A 22427-nucleotide genomic window follows, 5' to 3' on the forward strand; every position below is an offset into this window, starting at 1 on the left:
CACTTTTTAGCAGTAATACCTATCAAAAATCCGGAAGCTAAACTGTTCTATGCTAATCAGGTAAGCGACCAGTTAATAAGCGTTAGGGATTTGCGCAAGCAATAGCGGCAAAAACTTTTGAACGTACCGTAATAGCCAATATCAAACAACATCATCCCCCATATAATTTACAGTACTAATATAAAAATCCTCTTTTATTGGATTTTCTAAATTTAGGAAATGCCTATTTGGAAAAAGATTTAAAGCAGGCAATATCGCATGAGTTAGAAAAATTCATCTTGAGCTAGGGAAGGGATTGACATTTATGGAACGCCAAAAAAGAATGATTATAGATGGTGAAGATTTTAATTTATCATCGTATATTAAAAAGACTAGTCGCAATTGAACTTAAAATTAGGGAAATTCTAAGCTAACACAAAGGACAAATGGAGTTATATTGCGATGGTTGGACAAGTATGAAAAGCATGAAGATGAAAAAACACCAATTGGATTAATACTCTTCGCAGAAAGCAGTCGTGAACAAATAGAATTACTTGAAATGCACAAAGATGGGATAATAGTTACTGAATACTGGACCGATTTACCACCTAAAAAGCAGTTTGAAGAAAAATTCATTCATTACTAACTGACACAAGAAAAATAGAAAGAAAATACCTTTCGGAATAAATTTCAAATCCAATTATGCATTATAGTTGACACGATTGAAATTAAAGGACAATAAATTTTTAAATGACCTTTAAAATAAAAAAAACTATTGGTAAATTACTTTCATAATATTACCCTTTTAGTCGTCAACTGAGCATTCGAACCCTAATTTTGTCAGTACAGTTTTTTTTAGTAGCAGTTTCCGTTTCTTTTAGGTTTGCGTCAGCGAAAATACTCCCGACAGATATACCAGTGCAGCTAGAGTTAAGAACATTTTGTTTTTCATAATTTAAATTTTTATGTTAATACTTATAAAGACGTATCAACTTAAAAAATGATGGAATGTTATTAGCAATTTCCTCCGCTACAATTCTTTTTTGATATAACAGTCATTACTTTTCCACGGCAGTCCAATTCAATGCTACAGCAATCTATAAGCATTTCTTTTAACTGTATTCTCCTCTTTGAACACATAAACGGATAGAAGGGTAGGCAAGATTATATTTTTGTATAAGGTCTTTTTTTTCTAATACCATGTATTTCGCTATCTATAATATTATTACGGTATTCTTCGGATAGTCGTAGTATGAAATTTTGAAGACAACAAACTAAACCTTTCGTATCATCGAAATATTTTCATGACGGATTCATCCAAGATGTTAATCATACAACTATTTAGTCATAATAGTATAATGTTTAAGTACCATTCGGCATCACCTTTACCAAATCAAAATAACCTAATTTAAATAAAATGAAAATTAAAATTTTACTGTTAACCTTTGTAATAATATGTTTTGCATTAATTACAGGATGTCAAAATGATGACTTTGAAGAAGTAGTTGGAGTATGCCCTACAGTCGAGTCGACGACACCTTTGAGTAATGCGTTAAATGTCCCACTTGGACAGGTTATTTCAGCTACGTTTAATGAGGAGATGGATCAAAGTTCAATTACTTCCACTTCCTTTATTGTAGCCGGAACGTTGCCTATTGCTGGAACAATTACTTATTCTGGAAAAACAGCTTCATTCACTCCACAAACTTTGCTTGCAGAGAATACAACATATACAGCAAAAATTACAACAAAAGCAAAAGACCTTAAAGGTAATTTTTTGCAACTTGAATATGTATGGGTATTTTCAACAGGGACACTCTTAAGACCTGTAGTTATTACTGCAGATCCTATCAATAATGCTACTGCAGTGCCGTTAAATCAAAAAATTTCGGCAACATTTAATATGCCTATGAATTCAGCCACATTAAACAATGCCACTTTTAAGGTTAATCAGGGCGTTAATGCAGTAACCGGAACAATTTCATATATAGGATCAACAGTATCTTTTGTTCCTACAACTGCTTTATTAACTAATAAAGTTTATACTGTAACAATAACAACTGGTGCCAAAAATTCACTAGATACAGCAATGGTAACAGATTATACGTGGAGTTTTACAACAGATATGGTACCGACAGTGGCTACTACAGATCCTATGGATAATGCCATTAATGTAGCTTTGAATCAAACTGTAACCGCAAATTTCAGTATGGTAATGGACCCAGCATCAATTACTGCAGCTGCAACATTTACTTTAAAACAAGGCACAACAACAGTTCCAGGGACAGTTTCTTACTCTGGTACTACAGCTTCATTTAATCCGACAAATTCACTGGTATTAGGTAAAGTCTACACGGCAACAATAACTAAGGGGGCAAAAAGTGCATCAGGAACTCCATTAGCTAACGACTATGTTTGGAATTTCACTACTATACTGTTACCTCCTGCACCTATAATCGTAGATCTTGGTACTGCTGCTATGTTTGGAGCTTTTGGTGGAAATGCCGGAATCACCAACCAAGGATTAAATACAGTGATAAACAATGGAAGTATAAGTACCACTGCTGCCTCAACCCTTGTTACAGGATTTCATGATGACCTTATTGTATACACCGAAACACCTCTGAATGTTGGAAATGTTACAGGTGATATCTTTACTGCACCGCCAGTTCCTGGAACAGCCACTTCATTGGCAATTGCACAAAAAGGACTATTAGACGCAAATGCAGCATATTTAAGTATTTCACCAGCAGCAAAACCAGGTGGGTCAGATCCAAATGCTGGAGAATTAGGTGGCTTGACATTAGCTCCCGGTGTTTACAAATCAGCAAGCGGTACTTTCAAAATCAGCAATGGCAACCTAACGCTTGACGCTCAGGGTGATCCCAATGCGACCTGGATTTTTCAAACTGCTTCAGGACTAACGGTCGGAATTGCAGGACCAACAGGTGCCAAAAGTGTAATAATGATAAATGGCGGACTACCTAAAAACGTTTTTTGGTATGTAGGTAGTGCGGCTACTATTAACAGTGCCGGTGGCGGAACTATGGTGGGGACTATAATTGCTAATTCGGGGGTTACTTTTTCTACTGCAGGAAATACAAATCAAACAGTGCTAAACGGAAGAGCGATATCTTTAGTCGCATCTGTTACCATGGTCAATACAACTATTAATGTTCCATAAATAACATTTACTAATATTATATCCCGTTTTTGGACGGGATTTTTCTTCATAAAAACAATAACTAAATAAAAGTAAATGAAAACTAACATTAGTTTTAAAACAAAATTACATAAAACCAATACTTCCGATAAAACTTTATTAAATAAATTTTTGCTATTAACTTTATTATGTCTCGGTGTTCAAACAACGCTTCAGGCGCAAGAAGTCTATTATACTAAGCCTTCTTGGTTCTTTGGTGTTGCAGGCGCTACGAACTATAGTTTTTACCGTGGTTCCACCCATCAGCTTAACTCAAATATAACTCCTCCGGTCACCTTTCATAATGGCGAAGGTGCAGGTCTTTATTTGGCTCCACTTGTTGAATTTCACAAACCCGATATGAGGTTGGGATTCATGTTTCAGGCTGGTTATGATAGTAGGAAGGGTTCTTTTGATCAGAAAATGACTGCATGTAATTGCCCAGCAGATTTATCTACAGATTTGAGTTATATTACTGTAGAACCAAGCATTCGTTTTGCACCTTTTAAATCAAATTTTTATTTGTACGGAGGACCACGTCTGGCCTTTAATTTAGATAAAGCATTTAAATATTCATTAGCAACTAATACGGCTTATCCTGATCCAGAAGCAACTACTGATGTACGAGGTGATTTTGATGCCATAAACAAAACGATTATTTCGATGCAGATTGGAGCTGGTTTTGATATTCCATTATCATCACAATATCATAAAACGCAATTTATTTTATCTCCTTTTATAAATTTTCAGCCTTATTTTGGACAACATCCCCGATCAACCGAGACTTGGAGTGTAACGGCTCTTAGAGTTGGTATGGCTCTTAAATTTGGAAAAGGAAATGCAATTTAAACTCATGTTGGAGTTACAGCATCAAAAAGGTCTCTAAATGAACCTGAAAATTTCCCGCAACTTAGCCTACTTGAGGTATTTTCTTTAAGAATTATGTTTTTACGATCTTAATTTAAATAATTATAGTACTTGTAAAATAGGACTAAATTCGACAGTATAATAATTATTTTGTAAGTAAACATAAATTGAAGATTATGTTTATTATGGACGCCCGTTCACACTTAACAGCATGTGGCGGGTTTTTCCATTAAGGCCTGCCAAGGTTTAAAAGAAAGCATTTAATTTTATAAATTTAGAGTATTAACATCACTAAAAATCGGTTATTATTAATAGTTTATGACTTGAGCTCTAAATATTGATATTTTTAAGATCAATCTGTATTTGGAAAATTTTTTAAGCAAACGCGAACTTGTCACAAATTGAATATAGAGAAAAATCAATTAGATTTAAACTTTCAATCTTCTTAAAATACGCCATTTCGACGAACTATCGGATGAAATGGTCGACTTTATGCCTTCTATTTAACGGAATTTGTGAATTAAAACTTTATATCTGTTACTTTATAACGAAACAATCGTTATGTTATATTTTATTAAAATATAACACCAGCAAAGCAACGATATATCGTTGGCAGTCAATTATCAAATATTTTAAATTTAAATAAATAATTATCGATACCTTCGTTGAGTTTATTAAATTTCTAAGAAAATGCTCTCAAAGCACTACAGAATAATTCTGTTTCTCCTTGTGTGGTTTACATTTGGAGAGGTACATGCATTGGCTAATTTTAACAGCATAACGCAGGACGGAATAGCGGAAAAAAATATCTCCGTTCTCAAAAATGATTCAGATCAAGAACTCGCTTATAACGAACAGCAGGTAAAAAAAGCAGAGGAATTGCTTATTACAGTACCTGAAAGCATAAAGAAAGTCAAAATTTTATTAAAAGTAAGTGACTGGTATGAAGTGTCTTATAACAACCCTAAAACATTGCAAAAGGCATTTCAATATGCTGAGGAAGCCCTTCGTATAAGCCAGACTCTTCATTCTAATATATATTCTGGTAAATGTTATCTACAACTTTCCATGGTGCAGGAATTGAGAAATAACAATTCAATGATAGAAGTCAACGCCAGAAAAGCAATAGAAAAATTAGCCAAAACAAATCAAACAAAAGATTTGGGAGAAGCGTGGGTAATGGTCTGGTCAGCTAAAATGCGTACTAATGCACCAATAGCAGAGAGATTAGATCCAATTTTTAAAGCCGCATCTCTATTTGAAAAGTGCAGAAACAATAAGAGAAGCGGTGACTGCTACAAAGAAATCAGTGAATTGTATTTTTCAATCTCAGATTTTCACAACTCGCTAAATTCGTTAAAAAAAGCTATATTTTTCTATAAAGCAGCTAATCTTACAGAAAATGATATTTATCCTATTTCCTCCAGACTGAATATTATTTATGAAACAGAAAAGAAAAGCATGGATATTATCAAACTTAAAAATAAAACCTTGTTGCAGCAAAGCAAACTTAAAAACGAGGTATTTTTACGTAATTCCATGGTAACTTTTGTTGTCCTTTTGCTTATAATACTGGGGTTACTTTATAAAAGCTTTATGTTTAAGAAGAAAACAAACAGGCTTTTGGAAGTGAAACAAGAGGAGATCAATCAAAAAAATCTAACACTTCAAAATATGTTGATTGAAAAAGAATGGCTTTTGCGTGAAATTCATCACAGAGTAAAAAATAATTTACATATGGTGGTAGGTTTGCTTGCAAGTCAGGCTGAATTTTTAAAAAATGCAGAGGCTGTTGAGGCGATTAACAGTAGTCAGAACAGAATTCATGCAATGTCTTTAATTCATCAAAAATTATATCAGTCAGAGAATTTATCAATAATTGATATGCCATCTTACATATATGAATTAACAGAATACTTAAAAGATTCATTCGAAATCAGGAAATCAATCCGGTTTGTAATTGATATTGACAGTTTTAATCTGCCATTGTCTCATTCAATACCAATTGGACTAATTTTTAACGAAGCAGTTACAAATGCGATTAAATATGCTTTTCCAAATCATAAAAATGCAGTGATTACTATTTCGCTTAAAACAAATGACAATAAAAGTTATGTTTTAATCATTCAGGATAACGGTATAGGACTTCCGGGTGATTTTGATCCTTATGAAAGTCCTTCATTAGGCATAAAATTAATGTATGGACTTTCAGATGACATCAAAGGAAAGTTTCAAATCTCTAGTGAAAATGGCACCAAAATAACTTTGGAATTTACTATTAACGAAAACAACTTCATTAATTTAATTCTTTAAAATGGCAAAACCACTAAAAATACTTATTGTTGAAGATCAGTTTGTTGAGGCAAATCATTTGCGGCTAATGCTCAAAAAAGCCGGACATTCTGTTATAGGAATGGCGCGTTCAGTATCAGATGCCAAATATTATATTGCACAGGAAAAGCCGGAATTGGTATTGTTAGATATCTTCCTTTCGGGAAAAGAAACCGGTATTGATCTTGCTGAAATATTGAAAGAAGATGATATTCCATTTATTTATCTTTCTGCCAATTCTAATGAAGAAGTGCTGAATAAAGCTAAACTTACCCATCCTCATGGCTTTTTGGTTAAACCATTTCGAGAAAAAGATTTATTAATTACCATTGAAATTGCCGAATATCATCAGCATCACGGCATAGAATCTTCCATTAGAAAAGAGCTTTTGTTTCAGAAGCAATTAAAAGCTATAGTCACAAAAAGTGGTACTTGGGATGACCGGGTTCTAAACATTATTAGTGCATTGCAGTCCCTTATTTCTTTTGACCTGGTAATGGCAGTTTTTTATTTAGACAATAAATTATCCAGCAGAGTTTTGGGTTATGCAAGGACGGGCTTACACGAATACCAACGCATAGGAATTGAAGAATTACAAAATATTACAGGCTTAAAGCAGGCTGAAATTACCGAATTACGAAACAAAAGTAAGGTTGAGACCGAAGCCACTTTTTATAATGGAGAGGATTTTATAAAAATATGCCATAAAACTCCAATCAAAAAAATGATCGCTTCCTCAATGAATATGTATTCGAATCTCATGCTGCCCGTTCCTTTATCAATCAGTGATAATGGCGGACTATATTTGTCTTTTTTCAGTAGACAGGCAGACAATTATAACAAAAATCATTTAACGCTATGCGAAAGGCTTCAGGAACCTTTAATTTTTGCAATTGAAAACTTAATCAGTCATGACAAGAAATTAGACAAAATAAATACGTCTTCTGAAAATCCTGTTACCTCTAAGAATATTAAAAATTCAGGTTTTGAATCGATCGTTGGAAAAAGTCCGGTGCTGCTAAAAATATTTGATCATATTTTACAAGTGGCTCCCGCTGATACAACAGTTTTAATTACTGGAGAAAGCGGTACAGGAAAAGAGAGCATTGCGCATAGTATCAAGGAGCTTTCGAAAAGAAAGAATCAGCCTTTTGTTAAAATTAATTGTTCTGCGTTGCCGCCAAGCCTCATAGAATCGGAGTTATTCGGACATGAAAAAGGATCTTTTACAGGCGCAGCAGAAAGACGGATTGGCAAATTTGAACAAGCAGATAATGGTACTTTATTTCTGGACGAAATTGGTGATATGCCATTAGAAATGCAGGCAAAATTGCTGAGGGCCATTCAGGAAAAAGAAATTGAACGTGTTGGAGGAAATGTTTCCATAAAAGTAAATGTTAGAATTATTGCGGCTACAAATTGTAATCTCGAAAAAGAAGTTGCCGATGGACGTTTCAGACTTGATTTGTATTATCGGTTAAATGTATTTCCTATTCAGCTGCCGCCATTACGGGAGCGAAAAGAAGATATTGGTCTTCTTGCCCGTCATTTTATTGCTGTCTATAGTTCTAAAACGGGAAAAAATGTAACCGAAATAGCAGAAAGCGCTTTAAAAAGCCTTTTAGCGTATCAATGGCCGGGAAATATTCGTGAACTTGAAAATCTTATTGAAAGAAGTATTCTTTTAGCAAAAACAGATACCATTGAACATATCCCGCTTCCGGCTTTCGACGAAGTTAAAATAAATAACAAGTCAAATGAATGGTATTTTAAAACCATTCAGGAAAATGAAAGAGAACATATTATAAATGTTTTGGAAAAATGCAACGGAAGAATTAGAGGAACCGGCGGAGCATCAGAAATATTGGGACTTCCGCCAACAACACTGGCTTCAAGAATGCAGAAATTAGGCATAAAGAGAAGTCACTTCTAAAATGTTGATTATCAGCTTAAATGGTTGAACGAACGATATTAAGTTGCTTTATTTTCGTTTTCCGACGAAATATAGTCGTTCAAAATTTAAATTTTAAATATAAATAACTGATAATTAGTTAGTTGCAAAAAAGGTTCAGTTTTAGTTTACACTTTGGCATAACATTAAAATATGTATTATGCTAACTGAAAACCCTACTACAATACTTTTTATTACAGGTGCATTTGTAAGCAATAATTGCTGGGACGAATGGATCGTTTTTTTTGAAAGTAAAGGCTTTAAAACTCTTGCTCCGGCGTGGCCTTACAAAGACGCCCCAGCCGCTGTTTTACGCGATCGCCATCCGGATTCTCAGGTTGCAGGTCTGCGATTAACCCAATTAATCGAATACTTTGATGATGTGGCCAAAAACCTTCCTCAAAAACCTATTATTATCGGTCACTCTATTGGCGGACTTATCGCTCAGATACTTTTACAGCGTAATTTGGCATCAGCCGCAATTGCCATACATTCGGTTCCGCCACAGGGAATTATGACTTTTAAATTTTCATTTTTAAAAGCCGGCTGGGGACCACTTGGGTTTTTTACTTCTGCAAAAAAAACTTTCCTAATGAATTTTAGTCAGTGGCAGTATGCGTTTACTAACGGAATGCCCGAAGAATGGCAGGAAAAATCATATTTCGAATCTGTTATTCCGGAGTCTAAATTAATTGTTCGCGATACTATTACTTCAGTTGCAAAAGTAGATTTTCATGCTGCTCATAATCCATTACTACTAATTGCAGGATCAACGGATCATACTATTCCGGAATCGCTCAATTATTCGAACTACAAAAAATATACTCATAAAAATTCGATCACAGATTTTAAGGTTTTCCCCGACAGAAATCATTTTGTTTTAAACCAACCCGGCTGGCAGGAAATTGCAGTTTATATACATGAATGGATAATGAAACTGCCCGCATAAAAATTATAATAACCAATTTATTTAATAACCAATTTAAAATTTTAATTATGAAAACGAATTTATTAAACACCAAAAACAGAGCAGTCCAGCTTTTATCCTTCGGACTTTTATTATTGATTTTAATCTCCTGTAATAAAAAAACAGAAGAAACTCCGGTAACAGAAACAAAACCAGCGACCGCAACCGAAACGCCTCAGGCAGAACCTGCAAATCCACCTGCGAATTTTAAACATGCCACTGCGTTGGTAAATGGCGTAAACATTCATTACGTTATTGGCGGTAAAGGAGATCCACTTGTATTGGTTCATGGTTTTGGACAAAATTGGTATATGTGGAATCGCTTATTACCTGAATTGTCGAAACATTTTACAGTAATCGCGCCTGATTTAAGAGGAGTCGGCGAATCTGACAAACCTGAAGGCGGTTACGATAAAAAAACAATGGCAACAGATATTCACGAACTGGTAAAAAAATTGGGATACAATTCAGTTAATCTGGCTGGCCATGATATCGGACTTATGGTAGCTTATGCGTATGCAGCTCAATATGGCAGCGAAGTCAAAAAATTAGCACTGATGGATGCACTGCTTCCGGGTATTGAACCGGTTTGGTCTCAGGTTTCGGCTTCAGCATGGTGGTTTGGATTTTTTGCCTGGCCGGCTTCCGGAGATATTGTAAAAGGAAAAGAAAAAGAATTCCTAACTAATTTCTGGCCAATGGTAGGACATGTAAAAGATCCTTTTACGGCAGAAGAAACAGCTGAATTTGTTAGAGCATATTCGGTTAAAGATGCTGCAAAATCAAGTTTTAAATGGTTTGGGAATTTTCCGCAGGACGGAAAAGATAATCTGGTTTTTGCAAAAACAAAACTTAAAATGCCTTTACTGGCAATGGGCGGAGAATATTTTGCGGCAGCTTTCCTAAAAGAGCATTCTAAATTAGTTGCCGAAAATGTAACCGAATCAAAAATTGCAGGTTCCGGACACTGGCTGGTTCAGGAAAATACCGCTCAGGTACAAAAAGATTTGCTGGCTTTTTTCCTTGCAAAATAAAGTAACAGAAACTGACCAATTAAATCTAAAAAAATGAAACAACTATTTGTATTACTATTATTTTTCTTTGGTCTGTTGGTACAGTCTCAGGAAAAAGCAGATCTGATTATTTACAACGGAAAAATTGCCACGATGCAAAAATCCGGCAAATTTGTTCAGGCTCTGGCGGTAAAAGACGGAATTATTTTGGCAACGGGAACTTCAAAAAGCATTTTAGATAATTATAAAACAACAGCAACCAAAAGCATCGATGCAAAAGGCAAAACCGTTGTTCCGGGTTTAAACGACAGTCATATTCACGTGATTCGGGAAGGGCTGAATTACAACTCAGAATTGCGTTGGGATGGCGTAAAAACTTTAAAGAGAGCGATGGAAATGCTTAAAGAGCAAGCAGCCAGAACACCGCCCGGAGTTTGGATTAAAGTGATTGGAGGCTGGAATGAATTTGGTTTTGAAGAAAAAAGACAGCCAACGATTGATGAAATAAACGCGGCAGTTCCTGACAAACCTGTTTTTATTACCTATTTGTATGGTAAAGCATTTTTGAACAAAAAAGGAATCGAAGTTTTAGGTTATACCAAAGATACGCACTACGAAGGAAGCATTTTGGAACAAGACAAAAACGGAAATTTAACCGGATTAATGTTTGCAAAAGAAACACCAAAAGCCATTTATACCACATTGGGATTAACCACAAAACTAACTCCCGAAGAAAGAATCAACAGTTCGCTTCAGTTTAATCGTGAACTCAATCGTTTTGGATTAACATCCGTGATTGATGCTGCGGGAGGGTCTCAGAACTTCCCGGCAGATTATGAGACTTCGATGGAATTGGCGAAACAAGGAAAACTGAACCTGAGGATTTCCTATTATCTCTTTGCCCAGCAAAAAGGAAAAGAACTTCAGGATTACGAAAAATGGGTTGCTGAAACTGTTATCAATAAAAACGATAATCTTTTAGTAGCAAATGGTTATACCGAAGAAGGCGCCGGAGAAAATATTGTTGCTTCGGCTGCAGATTTTGAAAATTTTCTGGAACCAAGAATTGTCCTTTCGGATGAAATGGAAAAAGATCTTGAACCCATTATCCGACTGCTCGTAAAAAACAAATGGCCGTTTCGATTGCATGCAACTTATGGTGAATCGATTGACAGAATGCTGAATGTTTTTGAGAAAGTAAATAAAGAAATTCCGTTTAACGGATTGCGCTGGTTTTTTGATCATGCCGAAACCATTACGCCTCAGGAATTAGAAAGAGTGAAAGCGCTAAATGGCGGAATCGCAGTTCAATTCAGAATGTATTTTCAGGGCGAATTGTATGAAAAATTATATGGCGTTCCAAAAACACAATTGCCTCCCATCAAAAAAATTTTGGCAATGGGAATTCCTGTCGGCATGGGAACGGATGCGACCCGAATCTCAACCTACAATCCTTGGATGGCGCTGCATTGGCTCATTACAGGAAAAACATTGGGAGGAATGCAGTTTTGGACAAAAGATCAGGTTTTGGATAAATTCACAGCACTTCAATTGTATACTTCCGGAAGTGCGTGGTTTTCGGGAGAAGAAAAAGAAAAAGGAGAATTGATAAAAGGAATGTATGCTGATTTATCAATTTTATCAGAGGATTATTTTACAATTTCAGATGATAAAGTTCGAAATATCGAATCGGATTTAACGATTGTAAACGGAAAAATTGTGTATGGCGCGAGAGATTTTAAGTCACTCGATCCTGAAATTGCTCCGGTAATTCCGGATTGGTCGCCAGTGAAATACTTTGGCGGTTATGCTAAAAAACTTTAATCATAAATAAATTCGTTTGGTGTAATTAGTTTTAATATATAAAACGCAGACTTTAAAATAAATGCCACAGATTAAAGGATTAAATAGATTAAAAAAATCTGCTTAATCTGCCACCCGAGCGATAGCGAACAGGCGAAGTAAATCTGCGTGAAAAACTTTCTCATAGATTTTAAAATCAGCATTTATCTATGTGTTAAAATTATTTATATCGAAATGATTTAATAACAAAATATATAAAATTCAGATCATGAAAATTCAAAAAATAATTTCGGGATTGGCGATCATCATATGTTGTGTGTTCTCCAATACAGCAGTTTATGCACAATTTCCAATGCCCGATCATGTGCCCATTTGGGATGCTAACAAAGTGACTTTAAAATTGCATAAAATTTCAGATAATGTTTATGCTGTTTCACCAAGTACAACTGAAGCCGAAACCACAAAAGGTATTGCACAGGCAACTTCGGCAGGATTTATCGTGGGCGAAAAAGGCGTTTTACTCATTGAAACCATGCTGAGCAAAAGATTGTACGACCAGCTTTATAAATTGATACGATCTGTTACGCCAAAACCTATTGTTTACGCTATAAATACGAGCGATCACGGCGATCATTGTTTTGGGAATTATCTGCTTCCGAAAGAAACAATTGTAATTCAGAACGAATTCTGCAAAGAAAACCTTTCTAAAAATTACGATAATATCAAACAGTTTATGATTATGCTTTTTGGTAAAGGAAGAGGAATTGAAGAGAGCTTTTATCGTGCTGCCGACATTACAATAGCCATCAACCAAACCATGAAAATTGATATGGGAAAAGGCAATATTGTTGAGGTTATCAATGTAGGAACCGCGCAATCTCCGGCAGATCTTTTTGTATATCTCAAATCGCCTTCGGGAAATGTATTGTGGGCTGGAAATCCTTTTATTGCCGAAAGTCCAACGATTCCGTGGTTATTTGACGGTTATTTTTTAGAGCCGGTTCAGAACCTGAACAAAATTTACAACATGATTTCTGATAAGGATATTGTAGTTCCGGGACACGGACGCATTACCAATAAAGCCGGAATTAAATATACCATCGATTATGTGACCGCTTTGCAGACCAATGTTGAAAATGCCGTCAAAAAAGGGCTCACTTTAGAAGAAACCAAAGCTGCCGTAACCATGAAAGAATTTGATAAAGGGTATGAACTTTTTAACTGGCTTCATTTTAATTTCAATGTGCCAAATGCGTACAAGGATATTAAACAAAATGGAAGTAAGTAATTAAAAATTGAGAATTAAAAATTAAAAATATTTAGAAATCGCATACAATGTTTCTAGATGTTTAAAATTTAAAAATTGAATTATGAAAAACAAGATCCTATTAGTGGTTTTATTGCTTTCATTTTCTGGTTTTGCACAGCAGTATCCGGAGTTTAAATCCCTTCGGTTTGATGAGAATTACAGTGTTTTGGAAAATGATACCGTTACTAATAATTGGTATAAAAAAATGAAATTCCTTCCTCTTTCTTCTTCAAAAAAAACATATATCAGTTTTGGAGGCGATATACGGTTTCAGTACTTCTATGCTAAAAATGAAAATTGGGGCGATGGTCCTCAGGATAACGATGGTTATGTTTTAGGAAGATATTTGTTTCATGCTGATTTTCATGCCGGAAAGTACTTCAGAATCTTTGTTCAGGCGCAAAGCAGTATGGCTGACGGAAGAATTGATCCCAATCCTGTGGAACAAAATCCGCTTGAAGCACATCAGGCTTTTGGTGATTTAAATCTTATAAATGAAGGAAATAAAAGGCTGATTTTGAGAGTAGGAAGGCAGGAACTCAGCTATGGATCACAGCGTTTAGTTGCCGTTCGGGAAGGCCCTAATAACCGGCAATCTTTTGATGGTGTAAAGGCGATAATAGCAAAACAAGATTTTACAGCTGATTTATTTTACACTCATTATGTAGTGGCGCACGACGGTATATTTGACGATGCATCGAATAAAGGCAGACAGCTATGGGGAAGTTATCTGGTTTTTAATAAAATACCGATCATCAAAAATATTGATGTTTATTATTTGGGTTATCAAAGAGCAAATGCAGCATTTAATGATGCCGAAGGGAAAGAAAAACGACATTCAGTAGGAACGCGTATTTGGGGAAAAACGGGAAACTGGCGTTACGATGGCGAAGCGGTTTACCAGTTTGGTGATGTTGCCGAAAAAAGTATCAATGCGTGGACGGCTTCTATTAATGCCGGATATCGTTTTAATGAGGTAAAGTTTCGTCCGGAATTTGGCTTTAAAGCCGAAGTAATTAGCGGAGACAAAAATGTTGGCGACAATAGTTTGCAGACTTTCAATCCGCTTTTTCCAAGAGGCGCTTATTTTGGATTGGCTTCCGTAATCGGACCTTCTAATTTGATTGATTTTCATCCTTCACTAAGTTTGGAAATCGCCAAAAACATCGATTGGATTATTGATTATGATATGTTTTGGAGATACAGCGGCAACGACGGCATTTATGCGCCAAATACAACACTGATTTATCCCGGAGATACAACAACAGAAAAGAAAATTGGAAATCAGTTTGAAAGCGAAATCGTCTGGGAGCCCAATCAATATTTATATTTCAGGCTTGAAGCAACTTGGTTTGAAGCGGAAGATTATATAAAAGCATCCGGAACAGGTAAAAATATATTCTTTACAGGAATTACAATGCAGCTTCACTTTTAAATTTCAAACTAAAATCACAGGAAAAATTTAAAAAGATAATTATGGAAACAGTAATGCAATCAAAAATGAAAAATGTAAAATTAATAGCAATATTGCTGTTGGTTAGTTTTTCAATACAGGCACAGGTATATTCTGATGAAGAAACCAATACCAAACAAACTGTAGATAAATTCTTTGGATATGTTGGCGCCAAAAACCCCGAAAAAATTGCCTCGATGGTTTCTCAAAATGTCGACTGGTACATTTTCGAATCAAAATATATGCCCTGGACGGGACACCGTTCTAAGCGGGAAGAAATTTCAGAATTATTCAAAACCCTGTTCAGTTATTTTATTGATGGAAGCGAAAAGCTCGAAGCCCAATCCTTTTTGCTGCGTGGGAATGAAGTGGCGGTATTTGGAACTGTAGAACGAACGGTAAAGAAAACCGATAAACATTTCAAGATGCCTTTGGCGATACATATTACGGTGGAAAACAATTTGATAACCAAATTTTCCTTGTACGAAGAAACATTAATTATAGAAAAAGCGCTTCAATAAAAATAAAAATTGAAATTATTTTTCCATTCAAAAACCAAAATCAATACTAACTTTAATTTATTCACCATGAAAAATTTACTATCTGCAGTACTAATTTTAGTTACTGTTACAGGATTTTGCCAAAAACCGGGTCCTGCATTGTTAAACCCTACAAATCATGCATTAGTACTAATAGATTATGAAGGTCAGATGGCTTTTGCAACCAGCAGTATTAGTATAGACCAATTACGAAATCATGTTGCACTTGTGGCCGGAGCATCTAAAATATTTGATATTCCGACTGTGGTTACTACCGTTGCCGAAAAATCTTTCAGCGGACCAATGTTTCCTGAAATTCTGGAATTATACCCGGAATCTACCTATATCGATCGTACTACGATGAACACTTGGGAAGATGTAAACGCCTACAAAGCCATTGTGGGTAAAAACAAGAAAAAACTGGTTTTCGGCGGATTATGGACGAGCGTATGTATTGTTGGTCCTGCTTTGTCAGCCATTAGCGAAGGTTATGATGTTTATGTGATTACCGATGCATGCGGAGACGTAAGTAAGGAATCTCACGATCAGGCAATTACGCGCATGGTTCAGGCAGGCGCACACCCAATAACTTCTCTTCAGTATCTATTAGAACTTCAAAGAGACTGGTCAAGACAGGCAACTTATAAACCGGTAAATGATCTTGTGGTTAAATATGCGGGAGGTTATGGAGTAGGGGTACAATATGCTCGTCAGATGGTTAAACATTAATAACCGGGAGCAAAGATGTCGTAAATAATTTATAAATTCTAAAGAAACAACTATGAAGGACAGACGGACATTTCTTAAACAAGCAAGCCTTGTTGGGCTTGCAGGATTGCTGCCAACGAATACTTTACTTGCAGGCGATTTAGAAGCAAATGTACAAACCAATGAAGAAGTTTCTGCTACCAAATGGGCGGACGGATCGCGTTTGGTTGTATCTGTATCGATGCAGTTTGAAGCGGGCGGTCAGCCTGTAAATGCTGAAAGTCCATTTCCGCAAAACATGCAAAAAGGATTTATTGATCTTCCGGGTGATAGTTGGTATCAATATGGGTACAAAGAAGGAATTCCGAGGATGCTCGATAATTGGGATAAACTAGGAATCAAAGTTACCTCGCACATGGTGGGATCGGCGGTATTAAAGAATCCGGATCTTGCCAAAGAAATTGTAGCAAGAGGACATGAAGCCGCCGCTCACGGAATGGACTGGGCAACGCAATATTCTATGCCCTATGAAACTGAAAAAAAGTTCATTAAAGATGGTGCAGACGCTATTAAAAAAACAACCGGTTTTGAACCTGTTGGCTATAATGCAAATTGGTTAAGGCGTGGTACAAATACACTGGAAATTTTGCAGGAACTTGGTTTTAAGTACCATATTGACGACTTAAGCCGTGATGAGCCGTTTTTAGTAAAGGTAAAAGGAAATGATTTTGCAGTGGTTCCATACACAATTCGCTGTAACGATATTGTTTTGATAGAAGGAAAAAATTTTAGTTCAGATCAGTTTGTGCGTCAGGTTATACTGGAATTTGACCAGCTTTACAAAGAATCTGAAAACAAGCGCAGACAAATGTCAATAAGTTTTCATGATCGTATAGGAGGCACTCCGCAAATGGTTGCCGCAACTACAGAAATCATTAGTTATATTCAAAAACATAAAGGGGTTAGTTTTAAGCGAAAAGACGAAATTGCCCGAATGGCTTATGAAGATAAAAGCATCATACGTGAATAATTCAGCTTATTCTCAATATAAATTTTAAAAAAACAGCTATGAAAAATGAAAATAAAACCTGGTTTATTACAGGAACTTCCCAAGGAATTGGTCTTGTTTTAGTGAAACAATTATTGGCACAAGGATTTAATGTTGTTGCCACTGCCCGAAACAAAGAAACGCTTAAAACTGCAGTTGGCATTTCGTCTGATAAGTTCTTGCCTTTACAGGTAAATTTAATTGACGAAGAAAGTGTAAAAAACGCAGTAAGGAATGCTATAGAACATTTTGGTTCGATAGATTTTGTTGTTAATAACGCCGGTTATGGTTTAATTGGAGGAATTGAAGAAAGCTCTGATGCCGAAGTTCGTGCCAATTTTGATGTAAATGTATTTGGTTTATTGAATGTTACCAGAGCAGTTTTGCCTCATATGCGAGCGGCAAAATTTGGTCACATTATTAATCTTTCGTCAGTTTTTGGTTTAATTGCCGGAGCAGGTTGGGGAGTTTACTGTGGAACTAAATTTGCCGTCGAAGGGATTTCTGAAGCACTTGCACAAGAGGTAAAACCTTTCGGAATTAATGTTACTCTTATAGAACCAGGTTATGTACGTACAAACTTTTTAAATAGCTCATCCTTAATTGCTTCTAAAAACCCTATTGAAGATTATACAAGTATTCGTGAAGGTGTAAATGCACATCAAAATGATCTACCAGGTAAACAACTTGGCGATCCAGAGAAAGTAGCTGATTTAATTATAAAAGTTACTCAAAATCCCCAGCCGCCGCTTCGTTTACTTACAGGATCAGATGCTTATGGTTTCGCAAATTATAAGATTGATTCGCTAAAAACTGAAATGGAAGTCAATAAAGAACTTACTTTTTCAACCGATTTTGCATTGTGAAGGATTGTTTACTTACTATATTTTTACTTAAAAAAAGCTGATTTCAAAACAGTAATTGGAATGAGATTTTTTTTGCATTGCGACAAAAGAAAAGTCAATTGAAGTAATGCTTGCAAATTTTAAATATTAAATCTCAACGTATTTATTAAATAGGTTTAATGGGACATTCGCTTTGTATTTTAATATTTTATAAATCCGGGTGAACCTATCGATTGTCTGTTTTTTTTTTTGTTTAGAAAGTAAGATATTTATAAACAGCAGTTTATTGAATTTTATTCGCATTTGCTCATTTTTTATATTATTAGGTATATAATGATCTATAAATTTGTATCTTATATGTGCCTTAAATTCATATGTATTTACGGAATACTTTAGATCTAATTTCTGGAAGTGAAATTAGCATTTGGTGAGTAATTCATATTTTTATGTTTGATAGATAGTTTCTATTGATTCAAAAGAGAAAAGTTTAGGGTTTTAATATATTCGAACCTAAATCCGCTAACCATAGATCTTATGGGGCTTCTGTTTTTCTAAATTTCCATGTGCCACGATTCTGCCAAAACTTAGAAAGGTAAAATATCGTTACAGACCAAGCATGAACATAATATATAGATAGTTGGAAATTATATATTAATATACAACTTTCACGAGTAAAATCAGAGCTATTCTGTTCATTAGCTTTCAAAACATTGTTCAAATTCATGCTTTAATATTCATAATCAGGGTCTTGTTGTGCATTGCATTTTCCAAACCGGCGACACGTTTTTCTTCATCAGCTAGAATACAATTTAGCAAATTGTGATTTGATCTTTATTAAGTCCAAGGAATTGCCAACCATATGAATATTGATACGCAAGTACGCAAATGGCCCCTTACTTAATCAAACAATACTAAATCTTAACTTTGAAACTGATTTAGATTATATAAGACATCAGTTCAATAAAATCAATCTTCAAACGTTTTATTATTCAAAACAGCAGTTTATTGTAGATATAAAATAGATATATAAATGATTGTTGTAGATAGTTAGTATATATCATAAATTGATTTTTTACAGATTCTATGATTAGGTTTGGCTTTAATTTTAAAATCCAAAAACATTAGCAAAAAGGCCCTTTCAATTATTTCGTACATTAGATTATTTCAGCTTCAATAAATTAACAGTAAACATTCTTTCACCAGATTTCATTTAAACAAGGATTTGGAATCGCAATTTTTAGGAATTATAATTTCAGTTACATTAAAGATTGTCGCATTAGTACTACAAACTTTGGCAAACATTTTAGGTTTGGTAAATCTTCGGATTTAGGATTATGGGAATCATTAATACTAAAAGAACGAAATGTTGACTTGGTGTATTAAAGATGAAAATCATGAGAGTACATTTATAACCTGAATGATTGGTATAATATATAAATAAGCAGCTAAATAGTAAAAAAACACAAGTAAAAAATAAATCTATTTAATGAAAAATAAAACAATTTTAATCGTTGCAGTGCTTGCAGGAATTCTTTTAAGCGCAGGAATTTGTAAAATTTACTTTGCAAATAAAGACAGGGCTGTAAAAAATGAAAAGAGCAAAAATGCTGTTGTTGGCGATACAAAAAGCGCTCATGAAATAACGGATTCCAGGGAGTTAAAAACCAAAACAGGAAAAACAATTATTCTTACCGAAACGCATCCTACTGGGCCCATGATATCGACCATCACCATAATTACAAAAGGATTCAAAGACGACCAATCGATTGAATTAGAAGATATTGATCCAATTGAAAAAATACAGCTAAAAGATCTTGACAATGACGGTTTTGAGGAAATATATCTATTTACAAGATCCTCAGGATCTGGAGCCGGAGGTGATTTGTATGTATACGCCTCGGACAAAGATGAAAGACTGTTAAAATGTGAAAAAGAGGAATTATATAAAAAGGAATATTTACAAGGGGGATTGTTAGAAGGTTTCATGGGCGGTAATACTTATTCTTTTGATAAAAATATGATAGTAATGGAGTTTCCAATTTATTCAGATGATGATTTGGAAGAAATCCCTACCGTAGAGACAAAAAAAATATTTTATTCTTTAAATCAGTCAAAATTAGAAATTATTAAAATTGAGGCAAACGGTGCCATATATGTAAAAGATGAAGAGGGTGAATTTACTCGTAGTGACGAAAAAGAAGATAATCAAAACGTGATTTCAAAAGAAATTTAAAAACCAAAAGAGCAAAAAACAATTGTGGTTAACGAAACAATCCTTCAGGATCGATTGTATTTAACGCAACAAATAGATACTAGAGGATTTTATTGATTTAGAATTCGCTTAAGACTAGCTATTTATATTGTTACGCAGTCAAAAACTAAATAATGAAAAAAACACTATTTATTCTACTTGCATCATTATTTATCACCAGTTGCGGTGACGGTTACATTATAGATAAAAACAATGTTTATTATATAATAAAACCAACATCTTTTGCGGAACACGGCGGACATGGTTGTAAAATCTTACTTAAAAATGCTGATGCTGATAGTTTTGAAGAACTCGAGGTAGGTTACGGTAAAGATAAAAGCAATGTCTATTTAAAAGGTAAATTAATTAAGAATGCCGATCCTGAAACATTTGAAATTATAGATTTTGTAAACGAAAATTCATATGGAGACAAAAACTATTCAAAAGATAAAAATTATGTCTTTTTTTACGGGAAACAAATTCAAAATGCAAATGCAAAAACGTTTCAGATTCCAAAAGAAAAACAGTGATACTAAAGACAATAATATCTATATAGTTTTTTAATGAGTTTCCAACTTTAAATAATATATCCTGATGAAAAAAATCTTCTCTAATTTGTTTGGTGGAAATAATGATCCAAAATCAATTGTTTCTTTTGATGTTCTCGATTTAATTTATAAATATTTATACCGTGAATCGAATAGTATTGAATTTGAAATGAAAAATGTCCATAAACCTATTACTGTAAATTTATTAACTTTTCCGGATTCATTTGATAATTATGAGACAGCCCGGAAAGAGCTTGAGGAAAGTGGTTATAAAAACTCTTTTGAAATTTTGAATGAGCTTTATAAAAAGATCAATATTAACCCAATTACTCAGGATCAAATTAGTCAGGGTTTAGAATTTGATTATATTCATGTTCAATTTTATACCAAGCCACCTGAGAGGCTAAAAAAGAATTTCAAACACATTTTTCATAATTTCATGATCTTTTTTTGCTGTACTAACGGCCCGGTAGCCAATGATTTCAAGGTTTTATATACCAATAACTGGTTTTTAAATTATGTAAAGGGAGTCCTCGCTGCGGAAGCTGTTGAGTTTACTGATCCTAAAAACGATGTTCAGGAAATAGGGTTTGAAGAATTTAAAATAATTTTACAGGGAATTTGCCAATATCTGGATATTGAAATTCCTGAAGGAACAGAACTTCCTTGCGACGGAAATTTATTAGTCCAGGAAGAAGTTACTGCAGCAACTTTCGAAGAATTTATTAATCTGGTTTCAAGAGGAGATGTGGATGAAAAGTTCGTTAAGAAACAATCCAAAAAACTTTTAAAGAATTTTAAAAAAGGATTTGACAATTACGAGGAGGTGATTGAGGGGCATTGGGTTTTTTTTGAGAGTGTTGACAGCTGGCACAGTGACTGGAAATTTGATCCTGAAGATGCTGAGTATTTTATTTCACAGATGATTGGTCAAGATTTAAATTTTGAATATCCTCAGGAATCTTATAGTCATAATTTGTTTCCTTATATTCAATCGGCTTTAGAAAAATTGGATTTGGAATTAATGACTTATGATAGCCATGGAGATAGTTATTTGTTTTTTCTTGCCAATAAAAATGATGTTGCGAGGATTTTAGAATTATCAGAACTAACGAAGATTGAGGTTAACAAGTTGTAGCCCATGATCGTCATTGAGTGGTTTATATAGATTAAAAAGTGTATCAAAAAACACTGCGTAAGTCTAGGAAAAATGGTTGTTTTTATTCATTCATATTTCCCAGGAGTTCTTTCACAGCAAAAACACCAATAGAATTGTAACTAAAAAAGCATACTCTCAGTACACAACTGACGCTATGAATATTGAGATGGAAGACGGTCTTCCTTTAACGGTGTTTGAAAGAAATGGGATGGAAAATTTGACATCAAACCTTCCGGATTTAGTACATTTATATTTCAGGAGCAAGACTGTGGCTGCACAGGAGTAAATTCCAATATTCTTATAGTAACGGCAAGGATTTTGGATTTATTTGCAGAACTGTACGCAAAGATACCGCGCGTAAGCGTAGTTACAAAATGGATATTAAATTGATTTTATCTGGAAGATCTTTTTTGATAGCAGATGTACTTTTATAATTTGCTTACATTTAATATGG

17 protein-coding genes are annotated in these 22427 nt (G+C 34.6%); all 17 read left to right on the forward strand.

All coding sequences use genetic code 11. The features are described from left to right. The first annotated feature begins 436 nt into the window (after positions 1-436). The 17 genes from ACHZDT_RS17675 (at position 437) to ACHZDT_RS17755 (ending at position 21952) form a co-directional block, all read left to right on the forward strand. Positions 437-625 (forward strand): hypothetical protein, encoded by a 189-nt coding sequence (locus ACHZDT_RS17675; RefSeq protein ID WP_394775979.1) that lies wholly within the window; start codon positions 437-439, stop codon positions 623-625. A 771-nt stretch (positions 626-1396) separates the two neighbouring features. Next, positions 1397-3163: an Ig-like domain-containing protein gene (locus ACHZDT_RS17680; protein ID WP_394775980.1), complete on the forward strand. Its 1767-nt coding sequence runs from the start codon at positions 1397-1399 to the stop codon at positions 3161-3163. A gap of 75 nt (positions 3164-3238) precedes the next feature. Next, entirely contained in the window at positions 3239-4030 is a 792-nt protein-coding gene (locus ACHZDT_RS17685; RefSeq protein ID WP_394775981.1) for an outer membrane beta-barrel protein, read from the forward strand. Positions 4031-4807: 777 nt separating this feature from the next. Then, entirely contained in the window at positions 4808-6361 is a 1554-nt protein-coding gene (locus tag ACHZDT_RS17690; protein WP_394775982.1) for a sensor histidine kinase, read from the forward strand. A 1-nt stretch (position 6362) separates the two neighbouring features. Next, positions 6363-8312: a sigma 54-interacting transcriptional regulator gene (locus ACHZDT_RS17695; protein ID WP_394775983.1), complete on the forward strand. Its 1950-nt coding sequence runs from the start codon at positions 6363-6365 to the stop codon at positions 8310-8312. Positions 8313-8490: 178 nt separating this feature from the next. Next, on the forward strand, positions 8491-9279 hold the full coding sequence (locus tag ACHZDT_RS17700; RefSeq protein ID WP_394775984.1) for an alpha/beta hydrolase: 789 nt from the start codon (positions 8491-8493) through the stop codon (positions 9277-9279). A gap of 47 nt (positions 9280-9326) precedes the next feature. Continuing rightward, positions 9327-10331 (forward strand): alpha/beta fold hydrolase, encoded by a 1005-nt coding sequence (locus ACHZDT_RS17705; protein ID WP_394775985.1) that lies wholly within the window; start codon positions 9327-9329, stop codon positions 10329-10331. A 33-nt stretch (positions 10332-10364) separates the two neighbouring features. Further along, positions 10365-12134 carry an amidohydrolase gene (locus ACHZDT_RS17710; protein ID WP_394775986.1) on the forward strand — a complete coding sequence of 590 codons (1770 nt, stop codon included), beginning with the start codon at positions 10365-10367 and terminating at the stop codon, positions 12132-12134. Between the two features lie 247 nt (positions 12135-12381). Beyond that, on the forward strand, positions 12382-13401 hold the full coding sequence (locus ACHZDT_RS17715) for an MBL fold metallo-hydrolase (protein WP_394775987.1): 1020 nt from the start codon (positions 12382-12384) through the stop codon (positions 13399-13401). A gap of 82 nt (positions 13402-13483) precedes the next feature. Next, positions 13484-14857, forward strand: coding sequence for an alginate export family protein (locus ACHZDT_RS17720; protein ID WP_394775989.1), 1374 nt, complete (start codon positions 13484-13486; stop codon positions 14855-14857). Positions 14858-14898: 41 nt separating this feature from the next. Further along, on the forward strand, positions 14899-15396 hold the full coding sequence (locus ACHZDT_RS17725; RefSeq protein ID WP_394775990.1) for a nuclear transport factor 2 family protein: 498 nt from the start codon (positions 14899-14901) through the stop codon (positions 15394-15396). Between the two features lie 66 nt (positions 15397-15462). Continuing rightward, positions 15463-16143, forward strand: coding sequence for a hydrolase (locus tag ACHZDT_RS17730; protein WP_394775992.1), 681 nt, complete (start codon positions 15463-15465; stop codon positions 16141-16143). Positions 16144-16195: 52 nt separating this feature from the next. Further along, positions 16196-17152 (forward strand): polysaccharide deacetylase family protein, encoded by a 957-nt coding sequence (locus ACHZDT_RS17735; protein WP_394775994.1) that lies wholly within the window; start codon positions 16196-16198, stop codon positions 17150-17152. 38 nt (positions 17153-17190) lie between these two features. Further along, a complete protein-coding gene (locus ACHZDT_RS17740; protein ID WP_394775996.1) occupies positions 17191-18036 on the forward strand; it encodes an oxidoreductase in 846 nt (281 codons plus the stop codon). A 1465-nt stretch (positions 18037-19501) separates the two neighbouring features. Next, positions 19502-20248 (forward strand): hypothetical protein, encoded by a 747-nt coding sequence (locus ACHZDT_RS17745; RefSeq protein ID WP_394775997.1) that lies wholly within the window; start codon positions 19502-19504, stop codon positions 20246-20248. A 152-nt stretch (positions 20249-20400) separates the two neighbouring features. Continuing rightward, positions 20401-20796 carry a DKNYY domain-containing protein gene (locus ACHZDT_RS17750; protein WP_394775998.1) on the forward strand — a complete coding sequence of 132 codons (396 nt, stop codon included), beginning with the start codon at positions 20401-20403 and terminating at the stop codon, positions 20794-20796. 64 nt (positions 20797-20860) lie between these two features. Then, positions 20861-21952, forward strand: coding sequence for a hypothetical protein (locus ACHZDT_RS17755; protein WP_394775999.1), 1092 nt, complete (start codon positions 20861-20863; stop codon positions 21950-21952). Positions 21953-22427 lie beyond the last annotated feature (475 nt).

The organism is Flavobacterium sp., assembly GCF_043722275.1.
Classification (GTDB): domain Bacteria; phylum Bacteroidota; class Bacteroidia; order Flavobacteriales; family Flavobacteriaceae; genus Flavobacterium.

Excerpts from the sequence above, each read along its gene's own strand:
- ACHZDT_RS17680 (WP_394775980.1), top strand. The coding sequence starts at position 1,397 with ATGAAAATTAAAATTTTACTGTTAACCTTTGTAATAATATGTTTTGCA.
- ACHZDT_RS17685 (WP_394775981.1), top strand. The coding sequence starts at position 3,239 with ATGAAAACTAACATTAGTTTTAAAACAAAATTACATAAAACCAATACT.
- ACHZDT_RS17695 (WP_394775983.1), top strand. The coding sequence starts at position 6,363 with ATGGCAAAACCACTAAAAATACTTATTGTTGAAGATCAGTTTGTTGAG.
- ACHZDT_RS17700 (WP_394775984.1), top strand. The coding sequence starts at position 8,491 with ATGCTAACTGAAAACCCTACTACAATACTTTTTATTACAGGTGCATTT.
- ACHZDT_RS17705 (WP_394775985.1), top strand. The coding sequence starts at position 9,327 with ATGAAAACGAATTTATTAAACACCAAAAACAGAGCAGTCCAGCTTTTA.
- ACHZDT_RS17710 (WP_394775986.1), top strand. The coding sequence starts at position 10,365 with ATGAAACAACTATTTGTATTACTATTATTTTTCTTTGGTCTGTTGGTA.
- ACHZDT_RS17715 (WP_394775987.1), top strand. The coding sequence starts at position 12,382 with ATGAAAATTCAAAAAATAATTTCGGGATTGGCGATCATCATATGTTGT.
- ACHZDT_RS17720 (WP_394775989.1), top strand. The coding sequence starts at position 13,484 with ATGAAAAACAAGATCCTATTAGTGGTTTTATTGCTTTCATTTTCTGGT.
- ACHZDT_RS17725 (WP_394775990.1), top strand. The coding sequence starts at position 14,899 with ATGGAAACAGTAATGCAATCAAAAATGAAAAATGTAAAATTAATAGCA.
- ACHZDT_RS17730 (WP_394775992.1), top strand. The coding sequence starts at position 15,463 with ATGAAAAATTTACTATCTGCAGTACTAATTTTAGTTACTGTTACAGGA.
- ACHZDT_RS17735 (WP_394775994.1), top strand. The coding sequence starts at position 16,196 with ATGAAGGACAGACGGACATTTCTTAAACAAGCAAGCCTTGTTGGGCTT.
- ACHZDT_RS17740 (WP_394775996.1), top strand. The coding sequence starts at position 17,191 with ATGAAAAATGAAAATAAAACCTGGTTTATTACAGGAACTTCCCAAGGA.
- ACHZDT_RS17745 (WP_394775997.1), top strand. The coding sequence starts at position 19,502 with ATGAAAAATAAAACAATTTTAATCGTTGCAGTGCTTGCAGGAATTCTT.
- ACHZDT_RS17750 (WP_394775998.1), top strand. The coding sequence starts at position 20,401 with ATGAAAAAAACACTATTTATTCTACTTGCATCATTATTTATCACCAGT.
- ACHZDT_RS17755 (WP_394775999.1), top strand. The coding sequence starts at position 20,861 with ATGAAAAAAATCTTCTCTAATTTGTTTGGTGGAAATAATGATCCAAAA.